Origin of the sequence: Paenibacillus sp. FSL H3-0321, from assembly GCF_038002865.1 — a bacterium.
In the GTDB taxonomy this organism is placed as follows: Bacteria; Bacillota; Bacilli; order Paenibacillales; family Paenibacillaceae; genus Paenibacillus_AQ.
Genome location: NZ_JBBODH010000001.1, coordinates 5,044,741 through 5,061,839 on the forward strand (window position 1 = coordinate 5,044,741; position 17,099 = coordinate 5,061,839).

Below are 17,099 nucleotides of genomic sequence, written 5' to 3' on the forward strand. Positions count from 1 at the left end.
GATGTAGTGCTCATCATCGTCGGGCGTGCAGGGAGAATTTATCTATATGGCTTGCATGAACAATTTGGCTGGGATAATCCGGAGGCACAATTTAAAAAGCCTTTAATTGACGAGAAATATGCGGAGTCTCCAATGGCTCAAATTTACAAGGAGTTCAATCCAACTCGCGGAATTCGCGGATGTGGAGAAGCTCAGACAGAATCTTGCACAACTGCATATTTTACAATAGAGAATGCTATAATGATAACAATAGGTAAGGCTATTTTGACTGTTAAGATTCATGGAATCATTCTGAATTTACTGGGAGAAATGTGGATGAAATATGAAACATTAATAGAGCTCTTACAGGAAGAAATGAAGATGGGGCTTAAAGGAGGGCTGTACCATCAGACCCAAATTAAGCTTGCCTATAACTCCAACCGGATCGAAGGCAGTCGGTTATCTGAGGATCAGACACGATATATTTTTGAAACCAACACAATAAACGTAGAACCTGAAGAAACAGCAAGTGTTGACGATATTATTGAGACGGTAAACCACTTCGCCTGCTTTGACTATATGTTGAACCTTGCACATGAAGACTTATCCGAAGAAATGATCAAGGAATTCCATAGAATCTTAAAAAGAAATACTTCAGATGAAAGAAAAGACTGGTTCCGCGTGGGGGATTACAAAGTCAGGCCCAATGTGGTAGGAGATATGAAAACAACTGCTCCGGGAAAAGTGGCAAGCGCGATGGGGAAGCTGCTCACCATGTATCACCAAAAACCCGGAATTTCGTTTGAGGACATCGTAGACTTCCATCATGAATTTGAAAGCATCCATCCTTTTCAGGACGGAAACGGTCGTGTCGGCAGGATCATCCTGTTCAAGGAATGTTTGAAAAATGGTATACTCCCCTTTATCATCGACCATGAGTATAAGCTGTTTTATTACCGCGGCCTGAAGGAGTACTCTTCGGAAAAAGGATATTTGCTGGACACCTGCCTGTCGGCACAGGACAGATATGAAGCGGAGGTTGCTTATTTCTTTCCGGAATTGAAGCGTCTTCCGTGATAACCGCTCAAGGCATGTGGAATCCGTTGCGGTATTGGTTATGATACCCGAACTTTTCTAAGTTCGGGTTGTTGTTTATATAGTTCGCCTTTAAGAAGGCTATAATAGCTATTTATTTGATAACCTTAGAAAGCTAAGACACTCATTATACTTTTTGACTATAACCAGATATCATTTTTAAGTGTTACGTACCTCTAAGTCCTCCATGCTAGAATTTAAACACAAGAGAAAGAGATGTGTGAGAATAGAGGAGGATTTTACATGTGCAATAGATTTCAAATCGTAGGCAGCCTGTTGCGTCCGTCGAATTTATTAGAATATAAACAGCAGATTGAACATCGTGATGATATCAGCTACCCCTTCTACCAGGATTTTCAAGGGTATGAGCAGTGTGAAGCTGAGGCGATTCAGGCTGTAGTCGATAAAGAAATTAATAATGGTTTGTCCATTCTTACGGATGGAGAACATTCTAAATCTATGTGGCATTTGGATTTTGTCTGGGGCTTCCAAGGAATTAGCCGCTATATAGCGGATCATGGATATTTTTTCAGAGATACAGATGGGGCTTCGAAATATGAGACTCGAAAAGATATTGGTTTGCGCATCACAGGTGAATTAGGTGGAAAGAACCATCATTTTATTGATGTATTTAAGAAACTTCAAGCCCTTGCAGGCGACCGTGAAACCAAGCTGTGCGTACCATCTCCATCCCATATTTTTGGTGAGTTATCGTGGTCGGATAACATTGGCGGCACAGAAGCGGTTTATAAGGACAGACATGAGCTTAAAGACGGTCTGGTTAAGGCTTATAAGGATTTTGTAGGGGAATTTGCTGCTGCTGGAGGACAAATCCTTCAATTCGACGATTGCTTATGGGAGCTATTTGCAGATGATAACCCGAACTCTCCATATACCGGCGAGAATATCAATCAAGAGGAAGTACAGGCTCTAGCTACAGAATTTATTGACATTAACAATACAATCATTGACTTCGGTCATAGCTTAGGCCTCAAAATTTGGACTCATAACTGCCGTGGTAACTATGATTCCCGTAATATGGGTGGTGGCTCCTATGCCAAAATTGCTAATCTGTTCTTGAAGCAGTTGAAATACGACCGCTTTTTCCTGGAATGGGATGATGACCGTGCAGGCTCCCTTGAGGCGCTTGCGGTGTTCAAAGATAAGCCTGATACAGAAATTGTACTTGGATTGTTGTCTTCTAAGACCAGTACGCTTGACGATGAGGCCCGTGTAGTTCAAATGCTTGATGAAGCATCGAAAATTATTGACAAGGATAGATTATTACTTTCTCATCAATGCGGGTTTGCATCCTGTGATGGCGGCAATGAATTAACGGAAGATGAACAGTGGGCGAAGATTACACAAGGACAACAGATTGCCCAGCAATATTGGGGTAATTAATATTTAACTTAGTTAATGAGGGGAGCAGGTCCCCTTCCTTAAGACTGTCGAAGGTATTGTCGGCAGTCTTTTTATATTGGCTTATCGGAATCCCGAAGGGATACTGTGTAAAAGGAAGCATGCTCCTATGGAACACAATGTCGCATTAATCCGGCTGCAATGTCGCAAAAGTACATGGAAACGGAGTGTGTTGATCGATTATACTCGCTTTATATAATATGATAATGAAAATCATTATCATACAAAAGGGGGAGTCAGCATGAACAGAGCAACAAAGAGGCAGGCAACCGGCAGCAGGATAAACGCCGCCCAAAAATGTGGACCATTAATGGTATGGATGCTGGCACTGGTACTTGTGCTGACGGCTTGCGGCAATGGAGGGGGCACCAATGCAGGCACAGCCGCACAGCCGTCTGCTGCAGCTTCAGCCGAGCCGTCTCCAGCGTCTGAAACACAGGCTCAGACATCGCCGGAGGCGCAGGCTGCTGCAGCCTTCCCGGTTACCATCCAGCACATGAAGGGCGAATATACGCTGACCGGGAAGCCGAAGGTGATTGCTGCGCTTGATGTGAAATTTGTCGATCAATTGATAGCGATTGGTGAGCACCCGGCAGGCAGCGTTGTGGCTGGAGGGAAGGACGCCAAGTTTCCAGAATATTTAGGCGACCAACTGGGTGAGGTGAAGGTCCTCGGTACACGCGATGAGCCCAATCTTGAGGCTATTGTGGCGTTGAATCCGGATCTTATATTGATGACCGACTTTCAGGAGCAGGTGTATGACAGCGTCAGTAAAATTGCGCCTACAATAGTACTCGACTTCTACGAGGATTGGCGGGATACGTTGGCTACCATCGGTACGATAACAGGCAAGCAGGCGGAGGCGGAGGTAGTGCGTCAGGCTTACGAGGACAAAATCGTCGGACTGCGGGAGAAGCTGTCGGCGAAGCTGGGCGACGAAACGGTAGCGCTGATTCGCCCGAGACCGGAAGGTATTCGTGTACATGGTCCCGAGCATCGGACCGGAAGCATTCTTTATGAGGATTTGGGGTTAAATGTCCCTGCATTCGTTCAGGAGATTAAAGATGACACCTCCGTAGAAATTTCGATGGAGAGAGTCGCTGATATCGGAGCAGATCACTATTTCCTGCTATCGGATGAATTGTTTGCCAAAGAGGCAGAGGCTCTGGCGGGCAGTCCGGTCTGGAAATCCCTTGATGCAGTCAAGAATAACCGTGCATATAACGTGAATTCAACGCTCTGGATCGCTTACTATGGTCCCATTGCTCTCAACATTATCGTAGATCAGGCCTCGGAAGCGCTGCTGGGATCGCATTGAAATGGACAACTATCTGTCGTCTGTATCCTGGAAGAAAATGGCGGAAGAATACCGGCTGTGGCTAGGTGAGCCGCCTAAAGGCAGCGTCCGTACTATTGCTCTGAGCCAGTTGTATGAAGAAGCTGCATGCCGTGAATATGTAAGCTGGCTTAAGGATTATATCGGCGCGCCGGATATGCAGGTTGCCGCTTCTATGCTGGCCAAGCGGATCGGCTATCTGTGGATCGCGCCGTTGCTGACCGCTATGACCTTTCATAATCGGGAAGTCTCCTTCCCGCTGGACAACAGCTTCCTTTATCATCCGGCTTCCCCGGCTTTTAAAGTGGATACACCTTTTCCTTTCCTGGCGCTGAACGGACTTCGGGCAGCATCGCCACCGGAAGACAGGGAAGTGTGGCGGGAAGAGGTCGTAGAGGAGATTTTTGCGGTAAGACTTGCGCCGCTGCTGCAGACGCTTGCCGCCATTGGCCCCGTCTCTATAGCGGTGCTTTGGGAGAATATTATGGTGCGTATTGCTCCGCTGTATTCTCCTGGAGCAGACGAATCCAGACAAGAAAGGCAACGGATGAATGCAGATTTTACGTTCCTGACCCGGATGGCCCCCGGGCAACTGTTTGGTGAAAGGCGGAATCCGTTTACCCGTTTTACAGAGAATAATGACCTGGTTCAGGTTGCGAAGAACAAGCGCATCACCTGCTGCTTTTATTACCGGATGTCAGGAGAATATTGCGTAAAGTGCCCGAAAATTGACAATGAGAATGAATCTCAATTAAAATGACAATAGAAACATTGTCAGGAGATGAGCGAAATGCCGCTGCAAGAGCAGGCAAGTTTATGGAGTGATACGACAATCAAGACGCTTGACGTGCGCAGCGGTACTTTGCCGCCTGGCGGTGTTATGAGCGAAACGGGATTGACAGCCAATCTGTTGCTGCTGGCAGGCGGCGGAGAAGGGGGGCTTGTGATGAATGGTGAAGTTTGCCATATCCGGGCCTCTTTTGCTTGTCACGCTGTCAAGGGATCAGCTTTTACTTTGACTGCCGGATCAGAAAACATTCATTATACCGTTATTATCTACAAGGCAATTCCTATGACGGGAGCCGCCCATGTTCTGTTCCCGCAGCGTAATCACCCGCTGCGCACTTCGTTTGTTCACTATCCTGTGCTCCCGGCGGAGCTGCATCAGGCGGCGGACAAGATTGTAGCCAAATGGAGCCGTGGAGAGGGGCTGGAGCGTTTCCATGCCAATGCGCTGCTGCAAGGAGTGCTGTATGAGCTTATTATGGAGCATGAACGCGGCCGGGGCGGTGCAGAGCCGGACATGGTGGATGTTGTAGCTGCCTATATAGCGGGGCATTATCGTCAGGAGCTGAAGCTTAAAGAGCTGGCTGCGCTTGCCGGATGCGGTGCGAGACAGCTGCAGCGGCGGTTCAAACAGGAGAAGCTGCTTGGACCGATGGAATATGTGATCCAGCTGCGGATGGAGAATGCAGAGCGGATGCTGCGTCATACGGACGCTCCCATCGGCGAAATCGCTGAAAGAACAGGCTACCACGACATGTATTACTTCAGCAGAGCGTTCAAGAAATATTATGGAGTTCCCCCACAGCTCTACAGGCGCACTGCCGCTTCCGGGACCGGTTCGCTCTCCGCTTGTTCCGGGCTGCCGGACCGCTTGGCCTGCTCGTACGAATCGCTGAAGGGAACGGTGATATGCCATATGCGAGGCGAATATTGCGTTACCTCTTCTCCGCAGCGAATCGCCGTACTCGACGTTCAATATGCTGACCATTTGCTTGCGCTTGAGATGCTACCGGCAGGAAGTGTAGGCTTGGGCAGTGCGGCGTTAAATTTCCCCCCATATATCAGGGACCGGCTTAAGGCAACGGAAATGCTCGGAACCTATGAGTACCCGGACCTGCAGGCTGTGGAACGGCTGCAGCCGGATTTGATTATCTGTACCGAGGTGCATGATCAGCACTATGAACGCTTAAGCCGGATTGCTCCAACTATAATGTTTAAGCGTAATGAGAGCTGGCAGAGAATTCTGAGCCTGTTCGGCGAACTGACAGGCAAACGGGCGGAGGCGGAACGTATTATTACAGATTACATTCACCGGACGGCATTACTGTCAGAAGAACTTGCCCCGGTACTGGCGGGTAAAAGCGTGGCTCTGATCCGCCCGCGTGAGTCAGTGGTTCGGGTACATACTGCCTCTCATCGCACAGGCGCCGTGCTGTACCGGGACCTTGGTCTGCCTGCTCCGCTATTTGTCGCAGACACCTCCGACACGGCTTATCATATTTCAGTCGACAGACTACCGGCTGTGCATGCTAACCACTACTTTTTACTTAGCAACGAGATGATGCAGGAGGGAATATCTGTGACAGAGCAAAGCGTCTGGGGCATGCTGGATGCAGACAGGCGGCAGCATATATATCCGGTGGATGCCGCTACATGGATCGGCTGCTATGGACCGACAGGCATCAATTGCATTGTGGATCAGGTGGCCCGCGCCTTGCTGGCCTGAGCGGCAGCCAAGGAACCTCAGCTTAGTGCGGAGCCACTGAATAAATTTGTTATTAATTCACAAGCACCTGTCATTGGCAGGTGTTTTTGAGCTTCTCACATACGAACATTTGTGCTATGATACCATTTGTGAATATATGGAAAGCGGTGAGTTTATGACAAAAAGGCAATGGGTCACTAAATTTATGCTGATGCACAAATGGGTACTTGTATGCGGATTCATAATCACTACATTAATGACGATGATCAATCTTATTTATCCGTTCCTGGGCGGGAAAGTTATCAATATCGCTTTTTATGATAAAGACATGAGCGCCTTTTTGAATTTGTGCTTAATCTATGCCGGCATACTCATTTTCAATCAGTTTGTCGTTGCGACATTAAACAATCTCATTTCCTCGCAATTGATGACGGGTTTTGTCTTTGATATACGGCGGGCTCTTTTCAAAAAGATATTACATAAAAAAGGGAAAGACCTCTCCGGGATGTACAGCGGGGATATGATCAGCCGAATGAACCACGACGCCGCGGATATTATGAATCTCATTTTCTGGAGCGGACTTTGGGGATATTCCAACTTTCTGCATATCCTATTCGCTGTCTGCTTCATGTTTTACTACAATATATTTCTGGGGGCTTTTACGGTCGTGCTGGTTCCCGTCGTGTTTTTTAGCTCAAAATATTTCAAGGCAAGAGCGCAGAAGGTCAATAAAGACATTGCAGCGGAACAGGGTAAACTATCCTCTTACTTATTTGAGATTGTGAAAAATTTGCGGGAGATAAAAATCCTTAACGCAAGTAAAAAAGTAAGGAGCGTTTATTTAAGAAAAACGACATCCATCAATAAAATGAACGTGGAAAACGGAAGAATCGAAGTGACGACAGAAAGGCTTAATTCGTTCATCACACTTATCGCACAGCTGTTGATATTTGTGATCTGCGCCTATTTCATCGTTAAAGGCCAAATGCAGCTCGGCGTTTTTGTGGCCGCCATAAGCTATTTCAATATAGCTGTGAACTACTTCAGCTCCATCAACAGCAAAATTGTCGATGTCTGGGGACAGACCGTCTCCTTACAACGTGTCGTGGATATATTGAATGAAGAGGAAGAAGATTACAAAGAAAACCATCCTCCAAAACAAATAAAGGAGGGCAAGATTGAATTTAACAATGTCACCTTTGGATACACCGAAGATAGACCTATTCTGAACGGATTCAATCTTCGCGTGGATGCAGGAAGCACGATTGGCATTGTCGGAAAAAGTGGCGCAGGTAAAACAACGATGGGGAACCTGCTCTACAATCTATATAACGTTGACAGCGGCGAGCTTCTGATCGACGGAATGAATGTCAATGAGTATAACCTGCATAGCTTGCGGAGCCAGGTGGGGATTGTCCATCAGGAGACCATCCTTTACGATAATACCCTGCGTTACAATCTTTCATTTACCAACAACAAGGATAATGATGACGCATTAATGGAAGCTATTAAGAAAGCCGCCCTTTATGATGTTGTCCTGACATTCCCTGACGGACTGGACACGCTGCTTGGGACTGAAGGGCAAGAATTATCCGGCGGGCAGAAGCAGCGTCTGGCTATCGCAAGGATACTTGTCAAGAATCCTAAGATTTTGGTCTTCGACGAAGCCACAGCATTCCTCGACAGCCGGAACGAAGCGCTTATCCGGAACGTGATGAGTGAGATGTCACAAGATCGGACGCTTATTATCATTGCCCACCGTTTTTCCACCATTAAAAGCTGTGATAAAATCGCGGTTTTAGCGGATGGCGTTGTCAAAGGCTTTGATACTCACGACGTACTGATTAGAAACAATAAAACGTATATAGACTTATTCAGCGAACAGTGTTTAGGAGGTGAAGCTGTATGAAACGCTTGGACACATTTAAGGCATTAACCCGGGATATAGACGGTATTAACAAGCCGTTGATTGCGCTCGGTTTTTTCAAGCTGTGGAACTTAATATTCGGGCTTATCCCTCTGTTCTTGTATTCGTTTTTGGTTAATCGCGTTTTAGTAGATAAGAATATGAATGAGCTGTGGCCGGTCATCAGCGGTTATCTGGCTGTTTTCCTGTTCGCGACAATCGGGATTGCAGTCAGTAAGCGGTTTTCCAACCGGTTAATACTAAAATATGACCTGAGAATAAAGAATAAATTGCTGAAAAAGTATATCAGCCTTGATAATGATGTATATAGCAAATATAGCATTGGCGACGTTAGAAGCCGGATTGAAAACGATTCTACTGCTGCCGGGAATTTTTTTACGACCCATATATTAGATTTTATCTATGCTGTCGTTTACGCTGCTGCGCTGGCGGTTATTTTGTTATGCTACGACTGGCGAATCGCGCTCCTCAGTTTTGTTTTTGTTCCGGTCTCTTTATTTACGGTTAATTTTTTGGGAGGTAAAACGAAGACAACCGGAGAGGAACTATGGAAACTGCAAATTAAATATGAATCCTTCCTACACTCGAATTTTCAGAACTGGAAGGATGTTAAGACCAACAACCTTGAAGACGCACAATTGGATGAATTAAACGGACACTACAAGAAAATAAGACATATTTGGTTCCTCAACCAGCTCTATTTGCATCTGGGGATTACCTATTCGTTCTTCACGAAAAACTTCATTACCCAGTTGTTTATCTACTTTATTGGCGGATTATTTGTAATTAAGGGCTACTCGGAAGTCGGTGTGCTGCTTGTTTTTATCAGCTTTTACGGGCAGTTCTTCGGGTACATAGAGAGCATTAGTAATTCCATGATGAATTATAAGAATGATTCAGTGAATATCGGAAAAGTTATCGAGATATTAAATTTAGAAGCAGGCAAGAGACCCTATAAGAAAATTGACGGGACAAATCTAAACGTTGAAAATCTGAGATTTACCTATGAGGGGAACGAAGCATTTGCTCTTGACGGTATTTCGTTCTCCGTGAGTAAGGGCGAACATCTGGCCATCGTGGGAGAAAGCGGCAGCGGCAAGTCTACAATCGCTAAACTGTTGACCGGGCAGATTAACCCGCAAGGGGGGACTGTACAGATTGGCGGCATTGATATCTATACGGTGAACAGCGAGAGTGTGTCAGAAAAAGTTAGTATAGTTGTGCAGGAACCCGTTCTTTTCAATATGACGATCAGAGAAAACTTATTGCTGGCAAAAGCCGGCGCAACCGATGCGGAATTGATAGAGTGCTGCCGCAGAGCGAGTATTTATGACTTCATTGAAACCTTGCAGAATAAATTGGATACGATAATCGGAGAAAAGGGTGTACAGCTTTCAGGAGGCCAGAGACAGCGCTTATCGATTGCCCGTGCTTTGTTACAGGACAGGGACATCATCATTTTTGACGAAAGTACCAGCGCTCTTGACAACGAAAATGAGAATGACATCATAACAGAACTCAAGAGCCTTTCATCGGGGAAAACCATGATTTCCATTGCTCATCGTTTATCTACTATTCTGGACTGCGACAAGGTAATGGTTCTTAAAGATGGCAGGGTGGTAGCTTTCGATACCCATCAAAACCTATGTAACCGAAACGAGACCTATGATTTGCTTTTCCAAAGTCAGTATATGGCAGGTTGATTTAAGGAAAAGAGAAGATTAAGGAATGGAGCGGGCGTATGCCCGCTTCATTTTTTTTGGTTTAGTTCTCATTCAAATGATAGATTAGTTGCACAACGCCAGAGGAGAACTTTCTTGTATTAACCATTTTCAAACTCAACCTCTGTTTAATATCAATAAACAACGGTTTTCCTTCTCCCAAAATGACTGGGTGAACAGATAATCTAAATTCATCAACAAGCCCTAAATTGATAAAAGTTGTAATAAGACTTGCTCCACCATATAGCCAGATGTCTTTGCCAGGCGTGTTTTTTAATGTATTTACTTCTTCAAGAATATTATCATTTATGAATATTGCTTTATTGTCAGTCCCTTTTTGTGTCCTGGAAAACACGTATTTTTCTTTACTATGAATTAATTCCCAAGTTTCTTTTTCAGTAGCATCTTGTTCAATTCCTGGAGTATATTGTCCCCATAAATCATAGCTTGTTCTTCCATACAAAATAGTGTCAATCTGATTTAAGAAATGAATAAACTCCATCTCAGAATCCATAATGCACCAATCAAGCTCCCCGTTTGTCCCTTCGATAAAACCATCTAAAGTAACTGCTAAATCTAAAATTATTTTTCGGTTCATGATTTGTTACTCCTTTCGTTGATCTACTACCCATTATAAATCTTAAATATGTCATCTTATGTCATATAAAAAAGAAAGGGTGCATTCATCGAGAGGTCAAATATTCATTATTATCGTATGAAATTTGTTTTTTTCTTTATAGGAAAACAAATTTCCGTTAATAAGTTGGCAGCTTCGTTGGCCTCTTCAGGGGAGATATGATAAATATTAAATGGGGAGCCGTTCAGTTCATAATCATTATCTAATATCCATCTAGCGATTGTTTCATTCACTTCACTAAGTTTGTTATAACTTCCTTCATAGATAAATGAAGCCACGGTTTGTTCTTTTTCTATTTTAATATTTGCTTCTTGCAGATTTTCATAATCCCCTGAAATGCATTTTTGGACTTCAATATCAATCCTTTGATTTTGAACATCCTCTTCGTAAAAAACTGTTATATTAAAATGCGGATAGCTTAGTCGCACATTCTGGCCACGAACGATCCTGGATAGTCTTTTCCATAACAGAGTTTCATCCTGATACTGCTTGATTTGTGCGCGTAAATAAATGACCCGTCGTTGTGGTATTTTCTTTGCCGTTACTGTATATTTTGATGACTCTTTCTGAGCGTTTAGGTGTTTAATCATGGAGTTTATCAACAATATTTTATCTTGCTTCTCATTTATTTCCTCCTGCAATTGTGTCGCTTGCATATTCAAGAACTTCATCAGATGAATATCCTCATCATATTCATATAAAATCTTTTTTATTAGATGCAGACTGAGTCCCATGGTTTTCAACATGTTTATTTTGTTAGCTACTGCCAGCTGGTGTTCATAATAATACCGATAACCAGTACTTTCATCAATAAAGCCCGGAGGAAGTAAATCAATGTCAGCATAATGCCTAAGCATCTTAGTACTTAACTGCGAAAGAATGGAAAAGTCACTAATTCTAAGCATCGAAATCCTCCCTACCATTGTCTAATTTCTGGTTTTCAATAAATGTAAAGCGAGCAGAAATGCCGAAACGCCCAAGATCAGAAATAACAAGATAGTACCTAATATCGAGTTCCAGTCAATAGAGTTTTGTGAAATTAGACCCCTTATACCATTTATAACATATGTGAAAGGATTTACCGATACTGGGATTTTGAAAGCATCCGGGATATATTCATAAGACATCAATGAAGTACTCACAAAAAAGATGGGAAGGGTGAATGTATTAACAATGGCTAAAAAGGAATTTTCCGTTTTGAAAATCATACTAAGAGCATAGGAGAGGCTTGCTACAAAAAAAACGCACAAGAAGATTAAACAAATAATGAGTAGGCACCCGAGCATTCCAGTTGCTATTTTGACTGACAGGAAAAAAGAAAAAATAAAGAGTATAAAAACTTCGACAAAAGTTAAAATAGCTGCATCAAAAATATGTCCTAATACAATAGAGCTTCTTTTTACAGGAGAGATGAATATTCGGTAAAAAATCCCTTCTGATTTCCAAGAGTAATTCGAAATTCCGCTCATACCGGAGGATGTAAGTGTTACGAGAATCAGAATTCCAGGAAGCGTATAAGCCGTATAATTATCTCCAACATACGTTTCCGATTGGAACATCGTTGTAAATAATAGCAGCCAAATTAACGGCTGTATGAGTGTCATAATTATAGTTTCCATATTTTTGAATCGCCATTTTACATTTCTTAAGACAATGCTGAAGGTTCTCATTTTACTTCCTCCCGTATAATTATTTAAAAGCTCATCTTATGGACTTACTAGTGAATTTCAGGAAAATATCGGATAATGAAGGATTTTGAATTTCTATGGCACAAAATCCAATATTATTTTCGGTTAACAATAAATTTGTTTTAGCAAAGCCTTCAGAGCTGTCATCTACAGAAATATATAATGTATTTTCCTCGACTCTTATATGTTTGAAAAAATTCTGAGCATTCAAACGTTCTACAATAGCAGCAATGTTATCAACGGTATTAAGCTCAACTCTAATAACAGGCTCGCTGAAATATTGTCTAAGTTCTTCCATGCTGCCTTGAATTAGAGGTTGCCCGTCTTTCATGATGCAAATTGTGCTGCTTAATAATTGAGCTTCTTCCAAATAATGAGTTGTCAAAAATATAGTCGTGTTAAACTTCTCTTGAATTGTCTTAATCATTTGCCACAAAATCTGTCTTGATTCTATGTCCAAGCCAACGGTCGGCTCATCTAAAAATAAAACTTTTGGATGGGATATCATACTCATTGCAATATCGAGCCGTCTTGCCACCCCTCCTGAATATTCGGATACATTGAAATCACAATATTCTGTTAGGTGGAAGGCTTGTATTAGTTCTTCACTGCGAGCGTGTATGGCTGTAGAATCTAGACCGAACAGTCTGCCTTGAAATTCTAAATTCTCCTTAAGTGACATGTGTTTGTCTATGGATGTATGTTGAGCGACACAGGAGATGCAGTTTCGGATGCTTTGGCTTTCTTTCTTTAAATTATGTCCCATAATTGTAACTTCACCGGAAGTTGGTAAGATGAAAGTGGTAAGGATGTTGATCAATGTGGATTTTCCCGCCCCGTTTTGGCCAAGCAGAGAAAATATTTCTCCTTGTGAAACAGTTAAGCTGAAATTGCTTAAAGCCTTTTTTCCATTTTTAAATATCTTACTCAGTTCCTTCACTATAATAGCTTCCAATTATTCCACTCCCTTACTGGTTATGTAAAGCGATCATAAACTATCCTATAATAGGAAAGTCAAGGCTCCATTTTCTTTAGTGTATGTTTGGGGAATTTATGTTTTTTCGGGGCTTCTAATGTTGTTAAGCTCACAGACAAGCTGCGGCTTATTCCGATATGATGGTGGCCGAGGAACAACATAGGGTTCGGGAGGGCTAGTATGAAGGGCAAATCGCTTCGAGGCATATGGATCATGTTTGTCATATTTGTCGTTATCTTTATTTTGAATATGAGTGTGGTATCGGATATTAATGCAACACAGCGGATGTGGCTTGTAATGGATGTGTGGTCGCTGGTCCTTTCGAGTGTTCTGCTTTTCCGGCATCGGTTGCCGTCGGCCAAGCAAATTTGTATCTCGTTGATTTTGGGTGGGCTGGTATCCTTGTCCTATCTTCAAGGAAGTGCTTACTCCATAATCAGCAGCTTTCTGATTACCGTGATGGCTGCACTTGCTGTATTCAGTACATTTGCAGTATATCGGGAGAGCCCGGTTCAATTTTTGAGACGGAATGAAAAGGGCGGGGTCACGGGCAGTATTATATGGGGGCTGCTCTTCGGGCTGGCTTTGGGTGCTGTAAATGTGGGGCTGATGCTCTCCAATAATGAGCTCGATTTTCAGCTTTCGCTGTCACGCTTTCTCGTATCGCTGAGTCCGGCAGTTCTTGAAGAGATCGCTATGCGAACCTTGTTTTTTGCCTTTTGCTACAGCCTGCTGCAAGGAAGAATTGCTACGAAGGGGCAGCGGTTTACCTGCTGGTTTATGATGGTCATTCCGCATGTGCTGATTCATACGCCAGAGGCCTTTATGAGCCAGGGGGTGATTTCGGGTCTTGTTAGTGTCATACTGTACACGGTTATTTTCGGGCTGCCTTTTGCTTATTTGCAGTGGAAGCGGGATGCGACTTCAGCGATGATTGCGCATGGCGTGGTTGATTTTATCCGGTTCTGCTTGTTCGGCTTGCCATTTTAGCTGGAATACTCCATACATACAGAAAGACGGATTATAATGGGGGGCGTAAATTATGTCGAATATTAAAATGCAGAAATTTGAAAAGGTATTCAATAAATTCACAAGCTCAAAGAAAATCAATGAGGGAATTTTATTAATAGAAAGCACAAACGAGGACTTCTCATTTAGTAAAGGCTATGGCGGGAAGGAATTAAATTCACCTTTGCTTATGGCGAGTATCACAAAGTTATTTACTACTGCTTGTATTTTGATTTTGGTAGAGCAGGGGAAGCTGTCATTAGACGAAAAGATTTCAAAGTATTTTGAAGTTGAAACTTTAAACGGGCTTCATGTTTACAAAGGTAAGGATTACTCTTTTGAATTAACAATATCGGATTTGCTGTTTCAGACAAGTGGACTGCCTGATGTATATGAAGAAGGTAAAGACAGTGTAAAAGAGCGGGTTATTAAAGAGGATTTTTATATCACCTTTAGTGAGATGATCGCCTGGGTTAAGAAACTGAGCCCACATTTTGCGCCACGAGGCAAAGGGAAAGCTTACTACGCAGATATAAACTTTGATATACTTGGTGAAATTATTGAAGCTGAAAGCCAATTAACATTATCAAATGCATATAAAAAGTATATTATCGAACCGCTCGGGCTTGTAAATACATATCTTCCAGATAGCGAAAACGATGATATACCACAAGTCTATTATATGAATCAGCTCCTTCATCGCCCTAAGTTTGTTATTAGCAGCCGTGCAAGTGGCGGTTGTGTCACTACTGCTTATGAATTAATGATATTTGTAAAGGCTTTCTTTGGAGGAAGGCTGTTTAATAAAACAATTCTCAACAGGATATCAATCTATAACAAGCTGCAGGCTTCCATGGGGCCCATTTACTACGGTGGCGGGTATATGCAAATTCCCTTAAATGGATGGGTCACACTTTTTATGGGAAAAGGTGAACTGGTCGGTCATTCCGGGTCCACAGGCTCGTTTGCTTTTTATTATCCTATAAAGGATTTGTTTTTTGTAGGGGATATAAACCAAATGGCTGATGCCGCTCTTCCGATCAGATTATCAATGCAACTTGCTATGGCAGCAGACTAACATATTTATCTTTAGGAAAAGATGAGATCGATTTGTAGATATGGTGTTCAAAACACTTTGTATTCGGCTCCGGCTCTGAGGCGGAGTTTATTTCGGGGCTTATGCATTTGACAGGGATGGCCCCTTCTAAAAACACGTCGTTAACAAGCGAACTGGAAGAGAAGGACTAGGCAAATTGCTGATGGAAATCAGAAACGGTCTGGATGGATATGTCCCGGAAATTCTTTTTGCCCCAGTGGATTGTCTATCCGGATATTCATCCCTTCAGCATTGGCTGGAGAAAGAAAATCTTATACAGACACCATCGGTGACCAGAATTCAGGCAGTGGATGAGTTATTTGATTCGGTTTGGGGCGTTCGGGAGTGAGATTTTAGCGGACGTGGGCTTGGCCATAAAATAGGCGGATCGCTGGCATTGTAATGGCGGAGGCTTAAAGGGTTTATCCATAGAAATAGGACCGCTACCTTTGAGCAGGACGGCCTATTTCTTTTTGTCGCCCATATACCCTTCTATCGCTTCTGTTATTATACGATGTTGTTAAGTGTAAAGAACGTCTTGATTAGGCGTTCTTTTTTTGCACAATAGATCAAATCCCGTAGAACAGGACGTGATTCCAGGTGTTCGCCTTCGATTTTTGAATATTGAATTTATAGACGAGAGTATCATCCGGTTTGTAGAAATTCAGATCTTTTTTAAGATAATCATGTTTGGAGAAAAAGGGTTTGACGTCTTTCGTGATCATTTCTGTAAATAATTCTTGCAAAGGAAGCCCTCCCCGCTCAAAATTTATGATGATGAAGCTCTGCTAAATCCCGTGACAGTTACAACTCCTCTATAGCAATATATTGCCGGAGATGCGAAACCGGAGAAGTGAGCGTTACTTGTATTTTGGTCAGCATCTCCTGTTCGCCCTTATCTTTTCTTATAACAACGTCTGCACATTGGGGTAAGAATATAATATATCTGAAGAAAGGATGCGTTGATGGATGAAGAAGAATGCCATTGTTCTATTAGTTGTCTTTGTGTTTGCAGCCACTATGGTGCTGTTGTTCGGATGGGTCTTACCTGCAGTTTTACAAATCTATCTACATAACTATTACATAAGGGGTCTTACTTTGCTGGTGATTTTTACTGGGGTGGTGCTTGGTAAACGGTTTACGTGGAGTAACCATATTGTCTATGTCATCGCCGTAGTTACATTGGTGGGCATGATGTTTGATACTTCAGGCAACCCCATGTACAATAAGCCGCTTGAATGGATCGTGTCTCCTATGGGGGAATTGCAGGTCATGCAGGACGTAAATAATTATGCACCCGGTGAATATGCCATTTCTGATAACATAGCGATTCTGAAGCAGGATGGGGAGATTATAGAGCTCAGTACGGCATGGCTGTATCTGTACCGCTTCGTGCAGTATTTGGCCCTCTATTCGATTGTCGGGACCGTACTTGGGGCGGTTAACAGAAGATTGCCAGAACGCGATTATAAGCTAATTCAGACGGTAGACGAGACGCTGCCGGCAGACCTGGAGCAGAAAGTAGCCGCTGAACTGAAACGCAGAGAGGAAGCAGCCAGCGCAGGACGGATTCTACCCGATGACATCCAAGCCTCTGTATGGAAAATGAAGCAGGACGGTAAGCTCATTCCGGCAATCAAATTGGTTCGCATGCATACTAATCTGTCTCTGGGCGAAGCGAAGCAATATGTTGAGAAATTATAGCGGAGTTCCGTATCTCCCG

At 43.2% G+C, this 17,099-nt stretch carries 16 protein-coding genes; 11 read left to right on the forward strand and 5 right to left on the reverse strand.

The window, feature by feature from the left end:
• Positions 1-6: 6 nt before the first annotated feature.
• The 7 genes from MHI45_RS22555 (at position 7) to MHI45_RS22585 (ending at position 9,953) form a co-directional block, all read left to right on the forward strand.
• Positions 7-1,056: a Fic family protein gene (locus tag MHI45_RS22555; RefSeq protein WP_341119473.1), complete on the forward strand. Its 1,050-nt coding sequence runs from the start codon at positions 7-9 to the stop codon at positions 1,054-1,056.
• Between the two features lie 261 nt (positions 1,057-1,317).
• On the forward strand, positions 1,318-2,478 hold the full coding sequence (locus tag MHI45_RS22560) for a cobalamin-independent methionine synthase II family protein (protein ID WP_341119474.1): 1,161 nt from the start codon (positions 1,318-1,320) through the stop codon (positions 2,476-2,478).
• Between the two features lie 259 nt (positions 2,479-2,737).
• Complete coding sequence (locus MHI45_RS22565) at positions 2,738-3,814, forward strand: ABC transporter substrate-binding protein (protein ID WP_341119475.1); 1,077 nt, start codon at positions 2,738-2,740, stop codon at positions 3,812-3,814.
• Between the two features lies 1 nt (position 3,815).
• Complete coding sequence (locus MHI45_RS22570) at positions 3,816-4,592, forward strand: IucA/IucC family C-terminal-domain containing protein (RefSeq protein ID WP_341119476.1); 777 nt, start codon at positions 3,816-3,818, stop codon at positions 4,590-4,592.
• 30 nt (positions 4,593-4,622) lie between these two features.
• Positions 4,623-6,344 (forward strand): helix-turn-helix domain-containing protein, encoded by a 1,722-nt coding sequence (locus MHI45_RS22575; protein ID WP_341119477.1) that lies wholly within the window; start codon positions 4,623-4,625, stop codon positions 6,342-6,344.
• A 154-nt stretch (positions 6,345-6,498) separates the two neighbouring features.
• Positions 6,499-8,232 (forward strand): ABC transporter ATP-binding protein, encoded by a 1,734-nt coding sequence (locus MHI45_RS22580; RefSeq protein WP_341119478.1) that lies wholly within the window; start codon positions 6,499-6,501, stop codon positions 8,230-8,232.
• A complete protein-coding gene (locus MHI45_RS22585; protein ID WP_341119479.1) occupies positions 8,229-9,953 on the forward strand; it encodes an ABC transporter ATP-binding protein in 1,725 nt (574 codons plus the stop codon). The genes MHI45_RS22580 and MHI45_RS22585 overlap by 4 nt, the downstream gene beginning before the upstream one ends.
• Positions 9,954-10,014: 61 nt before the next feature.
• Here MHI45_RS22585 and MHI45_RS22590 read toward each other — a convergent pair whose 3' ends face one another.
• The 4 genes from MHI45_RS22590 to MHI45_RS22605 form a co-directional block, all read right to left on the reverse strand.
• The gene (locus MHI45_RS22590) at positions 10,015-10,569 is read right to left on the reverse strand and encodes a dihydrofolate reductase family protein (protein WP_341119480.1); all 555 of its coding nucleotides are present in this window, start codon (positions 10,567-10,569) and stop codon (positions 10,015-10,017) included.
• Positions 10,570-10,679: 110 nt separating this feature from the next.
• Positions 10,680-11,513 carry a MerR family transcriptional regulator gene (locus MHI45_RS22595; protein WP_341119481.1) on the reverse strand — a complete coding sequence of 278 codons (834 nt, stop codon included), beginning with the start codon at positions 11,511-11,513 and terminating at the stop codon, positions 10,680-10,682.
• 21 nt (positions 11,514-11,534) lie between these two features.
• Positions 11,535-12,278, reverse strand: coding sequence for an ABC transporter permease (locus MHI45_RS22600; RefSeq protein WP_341119482.1), 744 nt, complete (start codon positions 12,276-12,278; stop codon positions 11,535-11,537).
• Positions 12,279-12,309: 31 nt separating this feature from the next.
• Positions 12,310-13,251, reverse strand: coding sequence for an ABC transporter ATP-binding protein (locus MHI45_RS22605; RefSeq protein ID WP_341119483.1), 942 nt, complete (start codon positions 13,249-13,251; stop codon positions 12,310-12,312).
• Positions 13,252-13,452: 201 nt separating this feature from the next.
• On the opposite strand from MHI45_RS22605, the gene MHI45_RS22610 reads away from it, so the two are divergent.
• From MHI45_RS22610 to MHI45_RS22620, 3 genes are all read left to right on the forward strand, one after another.
• Positions 13,453-14,262: a hypothetical protein gene (locus tag MHI45_RS22610; protein WP_341119484.1), complete on the forward strand. Its 810-nt coding sequence runs from the start codon at positions 13,453-13,455 to the stop codon at positions 14,260-14,262.
• A gap of 52 nt (positions 14,263-14,314) precedes the next feature.
• Entirely contained in the window at positions 14,315-15,358 is a 1,044-nt protein-coding gene (locus tag MHI45_RS22615) for a serine hydrolase domain-containing protein (protein ID WP_076110232.1), read from the forward strand.
• 175 nt (positions 15,359-15,533) lie between these two features.
• On the forward strand, positions 15,534-15,725 hold the full coding sequence (locus MHI45_RS22620; RefSeq protein WP_076110233.1) for a hypothetical protein: 192 nt from the start codon (positions 15,534-15,536) through the stop codon (positions 15,723-15,725).
• A 220-nt stretch (positions 15,726-15,945) separates the two neighbouring features.
• Here the strand turns inward: MHI45_RS22620 and MHI45_RS22625 are convergent, their stop codons facing one another.
• Positions 15,946-16,122: a hypothetical protein gene (locus MHI45_RS22625; RefSeq protein WP_179091722.1), complete on the reverse strand. Its 177-nt coding sequence runs from the start codon at positions 16,120-16,122 to the stop codon at positions 15,946-15,948.
• Positions 16,123-16,345: 223 nt separating this feature from the next.
• On the opposite strand from MHI45_RS22625, the gene MHI45_RS22630 reads away from it, so the two are divergent.
• Complete coding sequence (locus MHI45_RS22630; RefSeq protein ID WP_076110234.1) at positions 16,346-17,080, forward strand: hypothetical protein; 735 nt, start codon at positions 16,346-16,348, stop codon at positions 17,078-17,080.
• The last annotated feature ends 19 nt before the right edge of the window (positions 17,081-17,099 follow it).